We start from the raw sequence: 17,764 nt of genomic DNA on the forward strand, positions 1-17,764 counted from the left end.
AAGGAACCCGGCGAGTGCCGGGTTCCGAGGCGTTCTTGTGCTGACCTCGATCAGTTGAAGGTCACGACACAGGTCTGAATGTCATTGGTCAGGATCGCCTCACCGAAGTTCGGGTCCGAACCCGCCTGCGGGCCGCAAGCGCCGCTGAACACCGGCGTGGTGCCTGCCGGGGCACGGACGATCACGGTCGTTCCCGCCGCAAAATCGCTCTGGCAGTTCGGATCACCGATGGTGCTTCCCGCGGTGCAACTGATGCCCGTCGGGATGCTCTCGACCAGGGAGCTCGGCTGGGGATCCGGACGATTGTCCTCGACTCGCACGACCAGAATCTGCGTATCACCACCCTCTTCCGGCGGGCAGCCCACCGGCGGCGGCGAAATGCCCAGCGTCAGCACATCGATACCGATCACCTGGAGCACCCCTTCCGGCGTTCCGCTGGTGGTGGTGAAGGTACAGGTACCGAGACGCGGATACTCTCCGCCGTCCGTGCCGCAACCGGCCATTCCGACCAGCACGCTGGCTGAAGTTTCACCATTGGCGTCGGTCACACCCGGGTTGACGGACAAGCTGAGAATGCCGCCATCGGTTTCACATTCCCCGACCAACTGGGCGCCACTGATCGGCTCACCATCGCCATCCAGCAGAGTCAGATCGATCCGACGGCTGAAGGTAGTGAGGGACGTATCGGTGATCACCGAGGGGTCGACCAGCAGCATGGCGGCACCCGGAGGCACAACACTCACCTCTGCCGTGGCCTCATCGTAGCTGAAGGTAATCGTGGCTTCATCCCCTTCCGGCGGAATGCCACTGATGTTGACCACCGTGTCCACGCATCCGGCGCCCGCCGACCCCGTGGCATTGGCGGTGGTCGTCGTCATCGGCGAACCATCCAAGCTGCCGTTGGCCGCGCCTTCGGTAATCGCTCCAACGATGAAGGCACCCTCGATCGGCGACCGGAGGCCGTCGGTCAGACAGAGTCGAACGACCGTGTCGTTATTGGCCGTGATTGCGCTTGGGCTGGCGGTCAGCAGCAGCGGGGCCACGCCCGGGAAGACAGCAGCCTCGACGTCTGCCACCGTCTTGTTTCCGCCCTCCAGAATTCGCGTACCTTGCGACCACAGCACGATCGGACGGCCGAGCGCATTGATGGGATAGGTCATCTGTACCGAGCCCCGGCCAAAGTCATCAAGGACCACGCTCTGCTCGATGTTCCCGACACGCGACCGACCGATGACCCAGGGGATCACGAAGCCATCGTTCACGATCGAGCCGCTCTGATCGTTCGGATTGAAGGGCTCGGTCACGTTCACCGTATTCTCATCGACCACGCTGCTGACGAAGCGGACCGCTTCATGCTCGCGGTTTCCGGGGACCAGCTTGCCAAACAGCGCCACCGTATCGCCACTCTCGACTGCGTCGTCGACACGAACCGGGTCATCCAGGAAGCCTTCGAAGGGGTCGAAGACACTGAACAGATTGCCACCTTCCTGAGGGTTGCCGTCGACGCCGGAGAAGACGAACAGGCGCGGGAGTCCGGGAAGCATCGGATCATCGATCTTGCCGAAATTGACCACCGTTCCCGGCAGCACAGGGTTACCCACCTGGTCGGTCCCTTGTACCGTCACGGTCAGCGAGTAGGTGCCATCAGGATCTGCCGGAACCAGGGCGCCGGTCAGGTCATCTTCGATCAACTCGAAGGAGGTGCTCACTCCGTTGACCGTCGGGTTGACGCGAATAGCATTCAGAATCGGACTGACCAGTTCGAGCGCGAAGAGACGCCCGTCACCGACCTCGATCGTGGTTTCGGTCTGCAAAGCGTCACTGGTGCCCTGATCGACGTTGTTGTCGGCGCGGTCAACCACCGCCACGATACGATGCGTGCCCACCTCACTGCCTGCATCCAGGGAGATGTTGGCAATACCGTTGACCGTTCGAACTGAAATCTCGCTCCCGCTGACGGAGCCACCGGCACCCGTGCCAACGAGACGGGCTCCGCTTCCTGCCGGCGAATCCAGCGTCAGGCGAATATTGTTCCAGCTCACCCCATCGGCCTCGGGATTCGGCACAGGGTTACCGCCTGAATCACGAACGATGATCTGAAGATTCTTGCTGCTTGCGCCACCGGCACCCTGCGCATAGATCGGTTCAGGATCCACGCTGAAGTCGACCTGGGAGGGCAGGAAGTTTGCAGCCCCGTCTTCGACGTTGACCACGAACTCGGTCGAGAACTGTTCGCCGGTATTTGCATCCACCAGGCTGACCGACACCGTCAAGGGGCCCGGCTGGTCGAAAGAATGGACGAAGATGGTCGAAACACCTGCCGTCATGTCAACCGGACCGCTGCCAAGGAGACTGAAGAACTCGTTGACATCAGTGGTTTCCGGGTCATCGAGGGTCGAAAAGGCGCCGCGGCTGATCGGAGAAATAGCCACGCCGATCTCGCCGTCGGCCGGAGAGCCCGGCTGACCATTGGCGCCCACGTATTGGATGGTGAGCTCATTGATGAAAGGCGAGCCCAGGAAGATCGGTACGCCCTGGGTATTGGTCGGGATGGTGCTGGATCCGCTCACGGTCAATCGATCGTCGTTGCCCACGCCTGGCTCGACATTGATCGTCGCAGCCGCAGTGATCCCCGTGCCACCCGAGGGATTGGCCGCCGACGCCGTCAAGGTCACCGTGCCGGTCTGAGAGCCCGCGGTGAACCAGAACTGGGCCCGACCGCCCGCGGTCGCATTGGTGGCGGAGCTACCGGTAGCCGTCGGTGCGTCAATCGGGGAGACGACACCTCGCGCCACGCTGCTGGACGACAGGGTCACCGTCGTACCGTCGGCCACCGGCTGACCGCTCGCATCACGGAAGATCACGGTGACCTGGGTTGTATAGGGGCTGTCCGGATCCGGAGCAAAATTCTGCGGATTGACAGTCACGGTGCTGGAAGCCACGGTCACGGTCAAGGACGCGGTACCACCGCCGCCGAAGCTGTTGTTGGAACTGCCGCCACCGCAGGCTGCCAGCATCAGCGTGGCCGCGACTACGACAAGATATTGAATCGATTTCATGGTGTACATCCCGATTGGTAGATTTTGATCCGTCATGTTGGCTGTCTCGTGGGCGTCGCTCAGTCGATATCGACGCGATCGTCAAGGATCGACGGGGTCACGAAGATCAGCAGCTCACGCTTCTGTTCATCATTGCCACGGCGCCGGAACAGGTGTCCGAGGACGGGCACATCGCCGAGCACAGGCACTTTGGAGGACGTGAAGTTGCGCTCTTCCTGGAAGATGCCGCCAAGGACCACGGTCTGTCCGTTGTCCACCAGGACTCGCGTCTGGAGTTCCCGGGTATCGATCGACGGCACGGTACCGCCTCGACCGGTCTGGAAGATTTCCCCGACCGTATCCTGCTTGACGCCGAGGTTCAGCTGAACTCGATTGTCCGGCGTGATCAGCGGTGTCACCCGAAGCTCGAGCACTGCCTCCTGGAACTGAACCGACGAGGCCCCTGAACTGGTGGCTTCCTCGTAAGGAATCTCGACACCTTGCTTGATGAAGGCTTCGGCCTGGTTGGCCGTGATGACCCGCGGCGTGGAAACCACTTCACCATTGCCTTCGCTCTCAAGTGCGCTGAGCTCCAGATCCAGCAGGTAATCGGCCGCCAGGATGCTGAAACCGAGCCGTCCAGCGGGGTTCGTGACCGGCAGATTGACGTTCAAGCGATCATTCAATGATGGCGTCACGATTCCGGAGCCAGGCGAGCCGGGCACCGTCACCGGCAGGCTGGAACCCGTTCCCGCCCTCCGATTGATCAGAGCCAGATTGTTCATCTGATCCAGGGCGGTGGAGCTTCCGGACGTTGAGAACACATTGCCTCGGCCATCCTCGAGCGCGGAGGAAACGCCGAAGCGAACACCCAACTCATAGTTGAAGTCATGGCGCGCAATGACGATTCGAGACTCGATCAGCACCTGTCGAACCGGGCGATCCAGTTCCGCGACCAAAGCGCGAATCTCGTCGATGCGCTCGAGCATGTCCGAAATCAAGAGCGTATTCGTCCGCTGGTCCACGGTCACCGAGCCACGTTCGGACAACAGACCCTGCTCCTCCTCGGCCGAGGCGGAGCGAATCAGGTTGGCCAGGTCTTCAGCATTGGCGTAGCTCACCGAGATCATTGCGGTCCGCAGTGGCTCCAGCGTCTGCCGGTCAGCACGCGCCTGAAGAATCTGCTGCTCGCGCTGGGCGATCTCGTTGGTCGGCGCGATCCAGATCACGTTGCCGGAGCGACGCATGTCCAGATTCTTGGTTTCCAGAACGATATCCAGGGCCTGATCCCAGGGGACGTTCGTCAATCGCAGGGTCAGCGAGCCGGTCACCGAATCGGAAACGACGATATTGAGGTTGGACACATCGGCGATCAGCTGCAGCACCGAGCGCACCTGGATGTCCTGGAAGTTCAGGGTGATTCGGCTGCCTTCGTACTCTCGTTCCTCGAAGAACTGCAATTCCTGTTGAGCCTCGGCTTCTTCCACGGGGCGACCGACTTCGATCACCAGGCGGTCACCGGTCTGATAGGCCATGTGCTGGTAAGCACCGTTGACGTCCATCGAAAGACGAACGTTCTGACCCCGCTGCTCCGGCGTGATGAACTGCACCGGAGTCGCGAAGTCGGCAACATCCAGGCGTTGATAGAGGTCATCCGGCAGGCGAGTCCCGAACAGATCGACGCGCAGGCCATTGGCGCGCTCATTGACCGTCATCGTGACTCCGGGGCGATTGAGATCAACCAAGATCCGGCTTTCGCCATTGTCGCCTCTGCGGAAATCGATGCCGGTGACTTCGAAGCCTTCGGCTGCCGCCGACCGCGTGCTGGACGAGGTCGGCACACCCGCTCCGGCACCCAGGACCAGCGCCACCGAATTGCCGGATACTTCGACTTCATAAGGCGTACTGCGCGACAGGTCGACGACCAGTCGCGTCCGGCCGCCGGCGCTCAGCGCCATGTAACTCTGTGCCGGTCCGACCCCGACCGGAACTCGCTCCGCGGCAATCCGGGTCGTCGTGTCGGGCATTTCAAGCACGATCCGCGGCGGCTGTTCGGTCAGGAACACCGTCGGATTGGGCGGCGCTTCATCCGTACTCAACACGAAGCGAACTTCGCCATCACCGGACTCGACGCGCACATCGGTCACTTCCGTTGCCTGTGCTGCCGATGCCGCCCAGAACAGCCCGAATACGAGCATTGCCATCCTGCCGCCGCTGTCCATCACTCTTCTCCCAATCATGGCCTTGAGTCTTTGCATTGTTTTCATGTCCTTGCCGATCCTCGCCTGTCCGCCGTTCATCGGCTGTCCTCCATGGCTACCTGGGATCGACGTTCCGACCAGATGCCCCGAGCGTCCTGGAACAGCTCCACCAGCTCGACCCGATCGGGCATCACCCGAACGATGCGGCCATGGTTCATGCCCAGGTAATTGCCTTCGCGGACGCGATGCACCACCCGGTCATTGTCCCGGATGAGCGCGAAATTGACCCCTTCGATCTCGAGCGTCCCGACCATGTCGAGCGTGTCGAGCGGAAAACCTTCGAGGAACTCCCGGCGCCGATCCGGATCCGGCCGAATGGCGCCTTCTCCGTTCTCGGTGACGGTCGGTTCCTCATCCGGAGTCGCCAGACGCTGCTGGAACGGATCGCGCAGATCATAGGCCGAGTAGGTCACGACTTCGGTCGGCGCGATCGGCGGAATCGGCTCGATCTCGCCAGCAGGGGTCCGCAGGGTCTGCTGAACCCACACGCGCAGATCGCTCGAGCCACGCTCACATGCCGTGGTCATCAGAAGCGTTGCGACGATCAAAGTACCTAGCTGGAGATGCCTGTTCATCATCTGTTCTCCGGCTGCATGTTGTTCTGTTCGTTCGGATCCAGGTAACGGTAGGTCGTCACCGTTCCCTCCATCCGCAGACGACCGCCCTCGATCGGCTCCAACTCGATATCCCGCATGGTCAGGATGACCACTCTTGACAGGGACGCGACCGAAGAAACGAAGGTGCCGAATTCATGATAGGTGCCCACCAGACGCACGCTGATCGGTTGCTCGGCGTAGAAGTCACGCACGATCTCGGCTCTCGGCTCGAACAATTCAGTGCCGATGCCCGAACCCTGAGCCGTTTGCGAGATGTCCATCAGCAGCGCCGGCATTTCGGTCTTCGAAGGCAGCTGCTGAAGCATGCCGGCAAGCAATTCTTCCATTTCCTCGAGCTGACGCTCGTAGGCCGTTAGATTCACCGCCTTCTGCTGGTTATCCCGGAACTCCTGCTTCAGCTCGACCTCGGTGGCTTCTCGCCGCTGCAGGTCGGTTTGCTTGTCCTTGATCAGGAACCAATAGCCTCCGGCCACGATCAAGATCGCCAGGAATCCGAGAACGACTGCTTTCGTCCCTGTTGAAGCAGAGCCCAGATTATTGGGGTCCAGATCTCTCAGTTCAGACAGATCCATCGATCAACCCTCCTCTACTTCGTCGGTTTTCGGCGGCCCGACCCGAGCCTGCAGCTCGAAACGATAAGGCTGCCCCGGCGTGTTCTCATTGTTCTCGCGCTCAACGATGTTCAGCCTGGTTTCGCTCATCCACTCTGCGTCTTCGATGTTGCGCATGTAGTCGGAAACGCGGGTCTCGGACTCGCTCACGCCTTGGATCGTCAACAACTCGTTGTTCTGCCGAACCGAAGTCAGGGTGACGCCCTCCGGTACGGTTTGCGCCATCGAATTGAACAGATGCACCATGACGTTGCGATTGCTCTGGAGCTGCTCGATCACGTTCTTGCGTGCGATCAGGTTGTCCCGCACCTCTTCGAGCTGTTCGATTCGCTCGATGTCACGTTCCAGCTTGCGGATTTCGGAACGGAGAAAGTTGTTCCGATTTTCCTGTCCGGAAATCTGCTGGTTCATGTAGAAGTTCGCAGCGAACACGATCAGAGCGGCAAGCGCCACCGTCGCACCGAGCGCAATCAGGAATTGCTTCTGCTTCTGCGCGCGAAGATTCTCGCGCCAGGGCAGTAGGTTGATTTTTGCCATCAGTCGAACCCTCTCAGGGCCAGTCCGCAGGCCGTTGTGAGTGCAGGTCTCGCCTGGTCCAGCTCGCGCGTGTTGATCTTGGGCGAGAGTCGAAGCTCCTTGAGCGGGTCAGCCACTTCGCAGGAAATGCCGACCTCGTTGCCGACGGCCTCTGCCAGGCCCGGAATCGAGGCGCCGCCCCCGGTCAGGAACAGGGTGCTGATGCTCGAATAATCACTGGACGAGGAGTAGAACTGGAGCGCTCGGCTGATCTGCTGGATGACGTTCTGCCGGAAGGGCTCGAGCACCTCGTCCTCGAAGCCGGCCGGCGGCTCTTCACCGCGCTGCAGGAAACTGGCCTGCTCGGCGTCCATGCCATAACGGCGCATGCATTCCTCGACCAGCTGATGCCCGCCGAAACCATGTTCGCGACTGTAGATGCTGCGCTCGCCGCGCAGCACGATCATTGTCGAAACCGTCGAGCCGATATTGAGCACCCCGACCGTTTCCGAATCATCGATGCCCGCGCCCTTGCGCACCAGCTGGAAGGCGTTGGCGATGGCATAGGCTTCGACGTCGACCACGGTCGCGGTCAGCCCGGCCAGTTCCGCCACCTCACGCCGAACATCGACGTGCTCGGTCTTCGACGCCGCCAGCAGGATCTCGAGGAGATCGGCGTTGCGCGGAGACGGGCCCAGCACTTCGAAATCCAGACTCACCTCTTCGCGCGGGTACGGGATGTACTGACCCGCCTCGACCTCGATCTGTCCCTCGATGTCGTCCTCGGACAGATCGGCCGGGAGGTTGATGACCTTGGTGATCACCGCCGATCCGGTCACCGCCAGCGCGCAGTTCTTGGCCTTGATGCCGGCGCGCTGCAGGCCCTTCTTGACTGCCTCGGCGACCTGTTCGGGTTCGGCGATCACGCCCTCGCTGACCGCACCCTCCGGCACCGGCTCGACGGCAAAGCCCTCGACCCGGTAACTGTTGCCGCTGGCGGACAGCTGGATGAGCTTGACGCTACTCGTGCCGATATCCACCCCGACCAGGGGTGCAGGCGCTGAGCCGAAAAGCTTCGCAAATAATTCGTTCATGGTGTCGTCATGGCCCTCTGTTCGGCACGTTCAAGCGCTCTGCTCAAAATTCGGCGCCCATTCGAATCATCCCCACCTGGCCCGTATCGGTCGCAATCCAGCGCTGTGATAATCTTCGGTCTTTCTTGTACCCGGCCCACCTGAACCGGGGCACTTTCGACCGTTGTTCGCGTCCAAGACACGGGTTTTCTGATTCTGCAGACGTACATTTACCATAACTCATGGTCCGAATAAAGCCTTTAATAGTTTTTTCTATCCGTCTGTTTTTCCTAATTTTCGCATTAGGGCTTATCGGATTGCTAGTGGTCTGGTTGACGATCGTGCCCACACTGCCATCGGTGGACAGCCTGCGCGACGTTCGCCTGCAGGTGCCACTACGGATCTATTCGGCCGATCAGGAGCTGATGCTCGAGGTCGGCGAGCAGCGGCGGCTGCCGCTGGCCATCGACGAAATGCCCGAAACTCTCCGCCAGGCCTTCCTGGCTGCAGAGGATGATCGCTTCTACAGCCATCCCGGCATCGACTGGCGCGGAACCGCTCGCGCAGTCTGGCTCTACGGCCTGTCACTCGGCCGCGGCCGGGTGCCGGGCGGTAGCACGATCACCCAGCAGGTGGCCCGTCGATTCTTCCTGTCGACCGAGTACTCGGTGACTCGAAAACTGCGCGAAATGCTGCTCGCACTCAAGATCGAGCGCGAACTCAGCAAGGACGAGATTTTCGAGCTGTATCTGAACAAGGAATTTCTGGGGCACCGCGCCTACGGCGTGGGTGCGGCGGCGCAAGTGTACTACGGCAAGACCGTCGATGAGCTCAGCCTGGCCGAAATGGCGATGCTCGCCGCCCTGCCGAAGGCGCCGTCACGGGACAACCCCCTGAGCGGGCCGGAGCGCGCGATGATCCGCCGCAACTGGGTGCTGGACCGCATGCTGGAACTCGGCTATATCGACGAAGCCGCCCATGCGCAGGCCCGCGCCGAACCCAACAACGCCCGTTACCACGGCTCGGTCCAGGAGCTCGATGCCAGCTGGGTCTCTGAAATGACTCGCCAGCGCGTGGTGGACCGTCTGGGCGCAGAGGAAGCCTATTCCGGCGGCTATCGCGTCACCACCACGATCGAATCGCGCCTCCAGCGCGCCGCCGACCGGGCGGTTCGTGACGGTCTGCAGGCCTACGATCGTCGCCATGGCTGGCGCGGAGTCCAGCAGCGCATCGAAGAAGAGGCCCTGCTCGAGCCCGGCCGCATCGAAGAACGACTGGCGCAGATTCGCCCCGTCGCCGACCTGGTTCCGGCCGTCGTGATCGAGAGCACGCCAGAACTGGCCACCCTGCGACTCGACCGGGGAGAGATCGTCACGCTCGGTCCGGAGGCCGTGGCCTGGGCCCGACCCTACATCGATGTCAACACGCTCGGATCGGCGCCGGAAAGCGTGGACGCCCTGCTCCAGGCCGGGGACATCGTGCGCCTGCGGCAGGTCGACGAACAATGGCAGCTCGCGCAGGTGCCCGAAGCGCAGGCTGCACTGGTGTCCCTGGACGCAGAAACCGGGGCGATTCTCGCCCTGGTCGGCGGACTGGAATTCGGCCGCAGCCAGTTCAATCGGGTCACCCAATCCCGCCGGCAGCCCGGTTCGTCCTTCAAGCCCTTCATCTACTCGGCCGCTTTCGACCACGGCTTCAATCCCGCCTCCCTGGTCAATGACGCACCCGTCGTGGTCGACGACCCCTCGATGGAGCGCGCTTGGCGCCCGACCAATTTCAGCCAGCGCTTCCATGGGCCCACGCGCCTGCGCGAGGCCATGATCCACTCCCGAAACCTCGTCAGCGTTCGCCTGTTGATGAGCATCGGCCTGGCGCCGATCCGCAACTACCTGCCCCGCTTCGGCTTCGAGCAGGATGAGCTGCCGGCCGGGCCGTCGCTGGCCCTGGGCTCAGCCTCCCTGACACCGCTCAGCATCGCCCGGGCCTATGCGGTGTTTGCCAACGGCGGCTACTCGATCGAGCCCGAATTCATTCACCGGGTTGAAACCAGCGAGGGCGAGATGGTCTACGAGCCGAGCTGGACCCGGATCTGCCCGGACTGCCCCGAGCGCTTGCCGGCCATGACGGCCATCGAAGAGTCGGCAGAGGATACGGCCGAGACAGCAGGTCCGCGCAGGATCGACCTCGACGAAATCAGCGAAACGCTCGAACCACCGCCGCTGGTCGGGCCAGTCGTACCCCGAGCAGCCGAGCAGGTGCTGTCTCCGCAAACCACCTGGCTGATCCGTTCCATGATGTCCGATGTGATCCGCCTCGGCACCGGTCGCCGCGCGCTGGCGCTCGGAAGGGATGACCTGGCCGGCAAGACCGGCACCACGAATGACCTGCGCGACACCTGGTTTTCGGGATTCGGCGGCGGGGTCGTGACCACGGTCTGGCTGGGTCGTGACGACAACGAGACCCTGGGGTCCTGGGAACAGGGCGGACGCACGGCGCTTCCGCTGTGGGTCGACTTCATGGCCGTGGCCCTCGAGAATCGTCCCGAGCAGTTGCCGGAGCCCCCGGTCGGACTGGTTCAGGCGCTGATCGACCCCGACACCGGCGAGCGGGTGCGACCCGGATTTCCCGGCGCCATGACCGAATGGTTCCAGGCAGACAATCTGCCACCGATGCGTGAGTCCGAGGATCTCGAGCAGGATCTCGATCCCTACGACATCTACTGACCAGGCCAACCCGACCGAGAGCAAGGCTCATGCCCCAGCGTTCGTCCGCGCGCAGCCAGAAGCTGCGTCAGTCCATTGCCGCCGAAGCGGCACGCATCATGGCCACGGAAGGTCAGCGCAGCTACCTGCTCGCCAAACAGAAGGCCGCCGAGCGCCTCGGCGCCTCGACGCGCAACGGGCTGCCCTCGAACGCCGAAGTGGAGGATGAGCTCAAGACCTGGCAGCAGCTCTACGGCGGCGAGGAACTGAAAGAGGCGCTGGAGAATCTCCGTCGCGAAGCCGCCGCTGCCATGCGCTTCCTCGATGATTTTCGGCCACGGCTGGTGGGCCCGGTGGCCGAAGGCACGGCCGACCAGTTCTCCCGCGTCTGCCTTCAGGTCTTCAGCGATGACCCGGATGCCGTGGTCCGATACCTGATGGAGAACCACATCGCCTTCGACCAGGAACGGCGCCGGGTCCGCTGGCATGATGGCAAGCCCAGAACCGTCGACGTACTGGTCGTGGACCGGCGGGGAACGCTGGTCGAGATGATGCTGATGATCGGTCGGGATGCGCTGCAGCCGCTGCCCAGCCCGATCGACGGGCGCCCGCAGCTACGCCTGGCCCTGAGCGAGGTGGAAGCGTTGCTCAAGCCGTCCGGGATGCCTCCGATGCCACCGCCTCGAGGCGGCCATTGAGCGCCTGAACCAGCATCTGCCGCTCCAGCAGCGCCGAGGCCCGCGTCGGCTCCTTGATCGGTAGACGAACATCACCGAGCAGGCGGATGTTGAACTGCCAGCCTTCGCCCTGCTCGGCCTCGAACACGGCCGAAATCAGCACGACCTTGTCCAGGCACAAGGTGAAGCCCTGCAGATCGTAGGTCCGGCTCATGAACCGGACTCGCCACCGCCGGCCTGACCGGAGTCACCATCGGCTCCCTCACCTGGCCTGGCGCTGGTCTTTTTCGACGCTGCCTTTTTCCTGCTGGAAGTTTTCCTGGCCGTCTTCTTCTTGGCCGTCTTCTTCTTGGCCGTCTTCTTCTTGCCGGCCGTCTTCTTGCCGGCCGTCTTCTTGCCGGCCGTCTTCTTGCTGGCTTTCGTCTTCGGCGAGGCCTTCTTCGAGGCAGATCCCGCAGCGGCTGACTGCTTTTCGCTCGAGCGCTCTCCCCCGGCCTTGCCGGCGCTCGACTCGTCGCTCGCCGCTCGGCTCGATCGTACTTTCGATTCGCTTGCTGACGATGCAGCCCTGGCACCAGGCGCCGGCGCTGCCGCAGAGGGCATTCTCGCCGGATGATCGCTGGGACAATCGAGATCCTCGAAGGGGAACGGGCGTCGCTCGGCGCCCCCGGTGAGGTAGCGCGCCGTCTGCGAGAACCAGGCAGCGAGGGTATCGCCGAACTCGGTCACCCCCTCCGTGCGCTCGCCGGTGAACAGCCGCATGACCCAGCCCGCCAGACTGACCACCATCAGCAGTGGTGTCGCGATCGCCAGCAGCAGGTAGAACAGCAGCATCACCGGCAAGCGGGCCCAGGTGTCGGTGTTGCTCAAGGCCTCACGCGTACGGTCGTTCATGGAAACCACTCCAGTCGGCTCGAAGTTCGGCCCCATCATCACCAAAGCCAGCCGGGCGTGCAAGCCCGTTCAGGCAAGCCGCATGCGACCGGAGTATGCTGAAACAAGGTACGGCTTCGACAGGGTGGATGAATGAAATTTCCCGGACAAGCAATGATCCTCACCGCCGCGCTGGTTCTGCTGGCCGGCTGCAGCACGACCACGCCGCGCTACGGCTACGACGGGGTCTACGGCGACGGCTCGGTCCAGCCAGCCTGGTCCGCGGCAGGCTATTCCGCGCTCTATCCCTACTGGTCCCTGGACCATTTCTACTTCAGCCGCTATTACCTGCCCTACTCGGTGGTCGTGCACGCCTACGATCCCTGGCTGTACCCCTACTCGGCCTGGTACTGGGGTTACCCCTACACCCACCCGCGATTCTTCTCCCTGAGCTGGCGCTGGGCATATGACTACCGTGCGCCCTGGGACCGTCACCGGGTCTGGCGACCATCACCGAACGAGCCCCTGTTCGACTACCGTGATCGGCGAATGAGCGATGGCCAGGGCCTGTCGAGACCGCGAGGCAGCTTCCCCCCGGACCGGATCGAACGCTTCGAGCGACAGCGGGCCCAGCGTGATTCGGGCGGTTCGCTGATGGGTCAGTCGCCGCCACCGCGGCGCAGTTCGCCGCCTCCTGTCAATCGGCGAGCGCCACCGACCACGAACCGCCCCAGCGTCCCGAACCGACGCCCTTCCCGCGCACCCGAACGGATCCGGGAACAGCCGCCCTGAGCCTGGGCCGAAAATTCGGTAAACTGCTGAGTTGACTGAAAGAAACACCCCGATCCGGGGATGGAGCATCGGATGGCCAAGGCCACCAACTACGAGGTCATCGTCATCGGCGGTGGCCACGCCGGCACGGAAGCCGCTCTGGCCGCGGCGCGGGCCGGTGCGCGCACCCTGCTCGTTACCCATGCGATCGACACGATCGGTCAGATGAGCTGCAACCCGGCCATCGGCGGCATCGGCAAGGGCCATCTGGTGCGGGAAATCGACGCCCTGGGAGGGGCCATGGGCCAGGCCGCCGATGCGGCCGGCATCCAGTGGCGAACCCTCAACGCGCGGAAGGGACCGGCGGTTCGGGCGACTCGCGCCCAGTGCGACCGAGCGCTCTATCGATCGGCCATCCGACGCCTCGTCGAACATCAGGCAGGCTTGCAACTGTTCCAGCAGGCCGTCGACGACCTGATCGTCGAGAATGGCCGCGTCTGCGGCGTGCGCACCGCCATGGGCCTGGATTTCCGGGCACCCTGCGTCGTGCTGACCACGGGCACCTTTCTCGGTGGCCGAATCCATATCGGCACCCGCAACCAGGCCGGAGGACGTGCCGGTGATGCACCCGCCAACGCGCTGGCCGCTCGTCTTCGCGAACTTCCCCTGACCGTGGGCCGACTGAAGACCGGCACGCCCCCACGCCTCGATGGACGCAGCATGGACTTCGAGCAGCTCGAAGCGCAGCCGGGTGACGAACCGCGGCCCGTGTTCTCCAGCCTGAGCACGCCGGCAGATCACCCGCGGCAGGTCTGCTGCTTCATCACTCGCACCAACGAGAGGACCCACGAAATCATCCGTTCCGGCCTCGATCGATCGCCGATGTACACGGGCGCCATCGAAGGCTCGGGGCCGCGCTACTGCCCCTCGATCGAAGACAAGGTGGTCCGCTTTGCCGACAAGAGCTCGCACCAGATCTTCCTCGAACCCGAGGGGCTGGAGAGCAGCGAGTGGTATCCGAACGGCATTTCGACCAGCCTGCCCTTCGAGCTGCAGCTGGAGTTCGTGCATTCCATCCCGGGTCTCGAGAACGCCCACGTCACCCGACCCGGCTACGCCATCGAATACGACTTCTTCGACCCGCGCGACCTGCTGCCCAGCCTGGAATCCCGCCACCTGCCCGGCCTGTTCATGGCCGGCCAGATCAACGGCACGACGGGCTATGAAGAAGCCGGCGCCCAGGGCCTGATCGCCGGCCTGAACGCCGCCCGGCAGGCGCAGGAGCAACAGGCCTGGGTGCCGCGCCGGGATGAGGCCTACCTGGGCGTCATGATCGACGACCTGGTGACCCAGGGCGCGCCCGAGCCGTACCGCATGTTCACCAGTCGGGCCGAGTTCCGACTCCAGCTGCGCGAAGACAACGCCGATCTGCGCCTGACCGAACGCGGTCGGGAGCTTGGCCTGATCGATGACCGTCGCTGGCAGGCCTTCGTCGAACGACGCGAAGCGATCGACGCCGAGGCCGCGCGCCTCGCCGCGCTGCGCATCGGCCACCAGTCCGAACTCGGCCAGCGTCTTCGCGACGGCCTGGGCATTCCGCTGAAGAAGGACACCACGGCCGAAGAATTGCTACGACGGCCGGAGATCGACTACCCCACCTTGATGCAGATCGAGGGCATCGGCCCCGGCGTCGATCGCCCGGACGTCGCCGAGCAGGTCGGCATCCGCATTCGCTACGCGGGCTACCTGGAGCGTCAGCAGACCGAAATCGAACGGCAACGCAAGGCCGCCGGGGAATCCATCCCGGAAGATTTCGACTTCCGTGTGGTGCACGGCCTGTCGGCCGAACTGACAGAGAAGCTCGAGCGCATCCGCCCACCGAGCATCGATCAGGCGCAGCGCATCCCCGGCATGACGCCGGCGGCCATCTCACAACTGCTGGTCTACCTCAAGCGGCACCGCTCGGCAGCCTGAACCCGCCGTCCGCAGGCCCTGATCTGGACATCTGCCGTACTGATCGTCGCAATTCGCGATCGGAACCATTCGTGATTCCCCCGGCGGAAATGGTGCTTTAGCAGTTCAAGACTGGAGCCGCATTGCCTCCGCGGGAGAACGTCCCGGGCACGTCGACCACTTACCTCGAGAAGCGCATCGGCGTCGTGAAGCGCCCTCCGTACTTCAGCGTTCGACGGTGTCCCGGTTCGCTTCCCAGGCCTCACGGTCGATCTCGAGATCAGGGAACTTGTCCGGGTCGAAGACCGGCACGTGTCCGGCCCTGGACTGTTCGTCGTAGTCGCGCATCAGGCGGAAGCAGACCTTCAGCATCAGGATCAACGCACCCAGGTTCACCAATGCCAGCAGCGCCATCGTCAGATCGGCAAAGCTGAAGATCGTGCTCAGGTCCTGCACCGAGCCCCAGAGGATCAGCAGCAGCATCAACACCCGGAAGATGATGAACAGCCAGGGATTGTCCGGGTCCATCCACTGGGTCGCGTTCTCGCCCAGGTAGAAGTTGTAGAGGATCGAGCTGAACACGAACAGCAGCAGGATCACGCTGACGAAGGTCTCTCCGTGCGGCCCGACGTGCTCGGCCAGGGCCAGCTGGGTCAGCACCACGCCGTCCTCGCTGCCAGCGGTCAGGCCGGATAGCAGAATGATCAGTGCCGTGGCCGTACAGATGACTGCAGTGTCGATGAACACGCTGAAGCTCTGCACGATGCCTTGGTGCACAGGGTGCGGAACCGTGGCGACGGCGGCGACGTTCGGCGCGCTGCCCAGGCCGGCCTCGTTCGAGAACAGGCCGCGTCGAACGCCCATCATGATGACCGCACCGATGCCGCCGGCCACCGCCGGCGTCGGCGCAAAGGCCTCGACCACGATGCGCTCGAGCACGCCAGGCACCTGACCCAGGTTGGTACCGATGACGTAGAGCGCGATCAGCACGTAGAGAATCGCCATGATCGGCACGATGATCTCGGTCACCCGGGAGATCCGCTGCACGCCGCCGAAGATGGTCAGGGCGATGACAACGGTCAGCGCGATGCCCGTGGTCAGGGGCGGCACGCCGAAGGCCTGCTCCAGCGAGGACGAGGCCGTGAAGCTCTGCAGGGCCACGAAAGCCAGGCCGAAGGTGCCGAGCAGCAGCAGGGTGAACACCATGCCCCAGCCGCGCGAGCCCAGGCCGCGCTCGATGTAGTGCATCGGCCCCCCTCTGAAGGTGGCCGTGCGATTGTCGCGGGTCTTGTAGGCCTGCGCCAGCGTGCACTCGAAGAAGCTCGTGGCCATGCCGATCAGGCCGACCACCCACATCCAGAAGATGGCCCCGGGCCCACCCAGGGTGATGGCCACGGCCACGCCGGCGATGTTGCCTGCGCCCACGCGACCGGCCACGCTCAGGGTCAGGGCCTGGAACGAGGACACCTGTCCGGGATGGTGCTTGAAGGCATCGCCGAGGACGCGAAACATCTCGATGAAGTAGCGCAGCTGGACGAAGCGCGAGCCGACGGTGAAGACCAGTCCGATCGCGATCAGCACCACGACCAGCACATAGGACCAGAGAAAATCGGTAACGGTAGCGAGCATACGGTGTTCAGTCCCTTTCGAGCCTGGGCTGGGACGATTCCTCTCCGAGCAGCCGTTGGAAGAAGGCCGTGCGCTCCGACTCGGTCACACGGCGGGGGGTAGTGTAACGTGCACGCGATTCCGGGTCGTCCGGATCCAGCTCGATGCCCCAGAGCGGGCGCTGGCTGGCCGGGTCGATGGCGTAGCGGAAATCGCCGACGAACCAGCGCCCGTCGCGATCGTAGTCCGGATAGCGGAAAAGCCAGCGCGACGAAAAGTGTTCGAAGCGGTCGAGGTCGCGCTCGAGACGACTGTCGGCGTCGAGCCGCGGCCGCTCGAAGCGACGCACGGACCCACCCTCCCAGATCCGTTCACCCTCCCCCGGCAGCATGCGCAAGGCGGCCAGATGGTAGCGCTCGCCATCGTCGACCAGGCCGCGCCAGAGCACGAGGTTGGCGAAGGCGGGCTTGGCGACGAGGCGCTCGACCCGAAGCCCCTGCTGATCGGCCCAGACCTGCAAGCGCTCCTCGGCTCGATGATTCTGCAGTCCGCCGAGACCGAGATAGGCCAGGCCCCAGACCCAGGCAGCAATCAATGCCCAGCGACGGCGACGCCAAAGAAACAGCGCCAGCAGAACGGCCAGGGGTCCGGAAAACAGCGGATCGATGACGCTGATCCAGTTCCAGGCGAAGCGCGTCTCGGCCAGGGGCCAGAGCAAGTAAGTCCCGTAGGAGGTGCAGGCATCGAGCAGGCCGTGCGAAGCGTAGCCCAGGGTGGCCCAGAGATAGAGCAGGCCGAAATCCACGCGCTTTCGTAACAATGGCCACAACACCAGCGCCACGATCAGCCCGCCGATCGGGATGAAGAACAGCGAGTGGGTGAAGTGGCGGTGATACTCGATCGACAGCAGGGTGTCGGTCGAGGACCGGATCAACACGTCCAGATCGGGTGCCATGCCGCCGATCCAGCCCACCGCCGCCGCCAGACGCAGACGCTCCCGCCGCGCCGCGGGCAGTGCCCAGAGGCTGCCGACCACACCCTGGGTCACTGGATCCAGAAGGCAC

General features: G+C 63.6%; 14 protein-coding genes. 4 read left to right on the forward strand and 10 right to left on the reverse strand.

What is annotated here, in order from left to right; translation table 11 throughout:
* Window positions 1-50: 50 nt before the first annotated feature.
* The 6 genes from WM2015_RS12555 to pilM all read right to left on the reverse strand — a co-directional run bounded on the left by WM2015_RS12555 (window position 51) and on the right by pilM (window position 8,137).
* Window positions 51-3,059: an Ig-like domain-containing protein gene (locus tag WM2015_RS12555; RefSeq protein WP_156201163.1), complete on the reverse strand. Its 3,009-nt coding sequence runs from the start codon at window positions 3,057-3,059 to the stop codon at window positions 51-53.
* 59 nt (window positions 3,060-3,118) lie between these two features.
* Window positions 3,119-5,236 carry a type IV pilus secretin PilQ gene (locus tag WM2015_RS12560; RefSeq protein WP_156201165.1) on the reverse strand — a complete coding sequence of 706 codons (2,118 nt, stop codon included), beginning with the start codon at window positions 5,234-5,236 and terminating at the stop codon, window positions 3,119-3,121.
* A gap of 98 nt (window positions 5,237-5,334) precedes the next feature.
* Window positions 5,335-5,826, reverse strand: coding sequence for a pilus assembly protein PilP (locus WM2015_RS12565; protein ID WP_245609767.1), 492 nt, complete (start codon window positions 5,824-5,826; stop codon window positions 5,335-5,337).
* 47 nt (window positions 5,827-5,873) lie between these two features.
* Complete coding sequence (locus WM2015_RS12570) at window positions 5,874-6,488, reverse strand: type IV pilus inner membrane component PilO (RefSeq protein WP_049726374.1); 615 nt, start codon at window positions 6,486-6,488, stop codon at window positions 5,874-5,876.
* A gap of 3 nt (window positions 6,489-6,491) precedes the next feature.
* Complete coding sequence (locus tag WM2015_RS12575; RefSeq protein ID WP_049726375.1) at window positions 6,492-7,064, reverse strand: PilN domain-containing protein; 573 nt, start codon at window positions 7,062-7,064, stop codon at window positions 6,492-6,494.
* On the reverse strand, window positions 7,064-8,137 hold the full coding sequence (gene pilM, locus WM2015_RS12580; RefSeq protein ID WP_049726376.1) for a type IV pilus assembly protein PilM: 1,074 nt from the start codon (window positions 8,135-8,137) through the stop codon (window positions 7,064-7,066). Before pilM ends, WM2015_RS12575 begins: the two co-directional genes overlap by 1 nt.
* A gap of 320 nt (window positions 8,138-8,457) precedes the next feature.
* Here pilM and WM2015_RS12585 point away from each other — a divergent pair, with 320 nt between their 5' ends.
* On the forward strand, window positions 8,458-10,839 hold the full coding sequence (locus WM2015_RS12585) for a penicillin-binding protein 1A (protein ID WP_245609768.1): 2,382 nt from the start codon (window positions 8,458-8,460) through the stop codon (window positions 10,837-10,839).
* 29 nt (window positions 10,840-10,868) lie between these two features.
* Complete coding sequence (locus WM2015_RS12590) at window positions 10,869-11,516, forward strand: hypothetical protein (RefSeq protein WP_049726378.1); 648 nt, start codon at window positions 10,869-10,871, stop codon at window positions 11,514-11,516.
* Here the strand turns inward: WM2015_RS12590 and WM2015_RS12595 are convergent.
* Both WM2015_RS12595 and WM2015_RS12600 read right to left on the reverse strand, forming a co-directional pair.
* A complete protein-coding gene (locus WM2015_RS12595) occupies window positions 11,467-11,709 on the reverse strand; it encodes a hypothetical protein (RefSeq protein ID WP_049726379.1) in 243 nt (80 codons plus the stop codon). The genes WM2015_RS12590 and WM2015_RS12595 overlap by 50 nt on opposite strands.
* Window positions 11,706-12,389: a DUF4389 domain-containing protein gene (locus tag WM2015_RS12600; protein ID WP_049726380.1), complete on the reverse strand. Its 684-nt coding sequence runs from the start codon at window positions 12,387-12,389 to the stop codon at window positions 11,706-11,708. The genes WM2015_RS12595 and WM2015_RS12600 overlap by 4 nt, the downstream gene beginning before the upstream one ends.
* A 153-nt stretch (window positions 12,390-12,542) precedes the next feature.
* Between WM2015_RS12600 and WM2015_RS12605 the strand changes: the two genes are divergently transcribed.
* Window positions 12,543-13,160, forward strand: coding sequence for a hypothetical protein (locus WM2015_RS12605; protein ID WP_049726381.1), 618 nt, complete (start codon window positions 12,543-12,545; stop codon window positions 13,158-13,160).
* 72 nt (window positions 13,161-13,232) lie between these two features.
* Window positions 13,233-15,113, forward strand: a complete 1,881-nt coding sequence (gene mnmG, locus WM2015_RS12610) for a tRNA uridine-5-carboxymethylaminomethyl(34) synthesis enzyme MnmG (protein ID WP_049727091.1) — start codon at window positions 13,233-13,235, stop codon at window positions 15,111-15,113.
* 204 nt (window positions 15,114-15,317) lie between these two features.
* Here the strand turns inward: mnmG and WM2015_RS12615 are convergent, their stop codons facing one another.
* Entirely contained in the window at window positions 15,318-16,721 is a 1,404-nt protein-coding gene (locus WM2015_RS12615; RefSeq protein WP_049726382.1) for an alanine/glycine:cation symporter family protein, read from the reverse strand.
* A 7-nt stretch (window positions 16,722-16,728) separates the two neighbouring features.
* Window positions 16,729-17,748: a metal-dependent hydrolase gene (locus WM2015_RS12620; RefSeq protein WP_169751174.1), complete on the reverse strand. Its 1,020-nt coding sequence runs from the start codon at window positions 17,746-17,748 to the stop codon at window positions 16,729-16,731.
* Between the last annotated feature and the right edge of the window lie 16 nt (window positions 17,749-17,764).

The sequence above is a fragment of the Wenzhouxiangella marina genome, assembly GCF_001187785.1.
Lineage (GTDB): Bacteria > Pseudomonadota > Gammaproteobacteria > Xanthomonadales > Wenzhouxiangellaceae > Wenzhouxiangella > Wenzhouxiangella marina.

Coding starts and splice junctions, on each gene's coding strand:
- pilM (WP_049726376.1), bottom strand. CDS start 8,137: ATGAACGAATTATTTGCGAAGCTTTTCGGCTCAGCGCCTGCACCCCTG.
- WM2015_RS12565 (WP_245609767.1), bottom strand. CDS start 5,826: ATGACCACGGCATGTGAGCGTGGCTCGAGCGATCTGCGCGTGTGGGTT.
- mnmG (WP_049727091.1), top strand. CDS start 13,233: ATGGCCAAGGCCACCAACTACGAGGTCATCGTCATCGGCGGTGGCCAC.
- WM2015_RS12605 (WP_049726381.1), top strand. CDS start 12,543: ATGATCCTCACCGCCGCGCTGGTTCTGCTGGCCGGCTGCAGCACGACC.
- WM2015_RS12555 (WP_156201163.1), bottom strand. CDS start 3,059: ATGAAATCGATTCAATATCTTGTCGTAGTCGCGGCCACGCTGATGCTG.
- WM2015_RS12570 (WP_049726374.1), bottom strand. CDS start 6,488: ATGGATCTGTCTGAACTGAGAGATCTGGACCCCAATAATCTGGGCTCT.
- WM2015_RS12595 (WP_049726379.1), bottom strand. CDS start 11,709: ATGAGCCGGACCTACGATCTGCAGGGCTTCACCTTGTGCCTGGACAAG.
- WM2015_RS12615 (WP_049726382.1), bottom strand. CDS start 16,721: ATGCTCGCTACCGTTACCGATTTTCTCTGGTCCTATGTGCTGGTCGTG.
- WM2015_RS12575 (WP_049726375.1), bottom strand. CDS start 7,064: ATGGCAAAAATCAACCTACTGCCCTGGCGCGAGAATCTTCGCGCGCAG.
- WM2015_RS12560 (WP_156201165.1), bottom strand. CDS start 5,236: ATGCTCGTATTCGGGCTGTTCTGGGCGGCATCGGCAGCACAGGCAACG.
- WM2015_RS12590 (WP_049726378.1), top strand. CDS start 10,869: ATGCCCCAGCGTTCGTCCGCGCGCAGCCAGAAGCTGCGTCAGTCCATT.
- WM2015_RS12600 (WP_049726380.1), bottom strand. CDS start 12,389: ATGAACGACCGTACGCGTGAGGCCTTGAGCAACACCGACACCTGGGCC.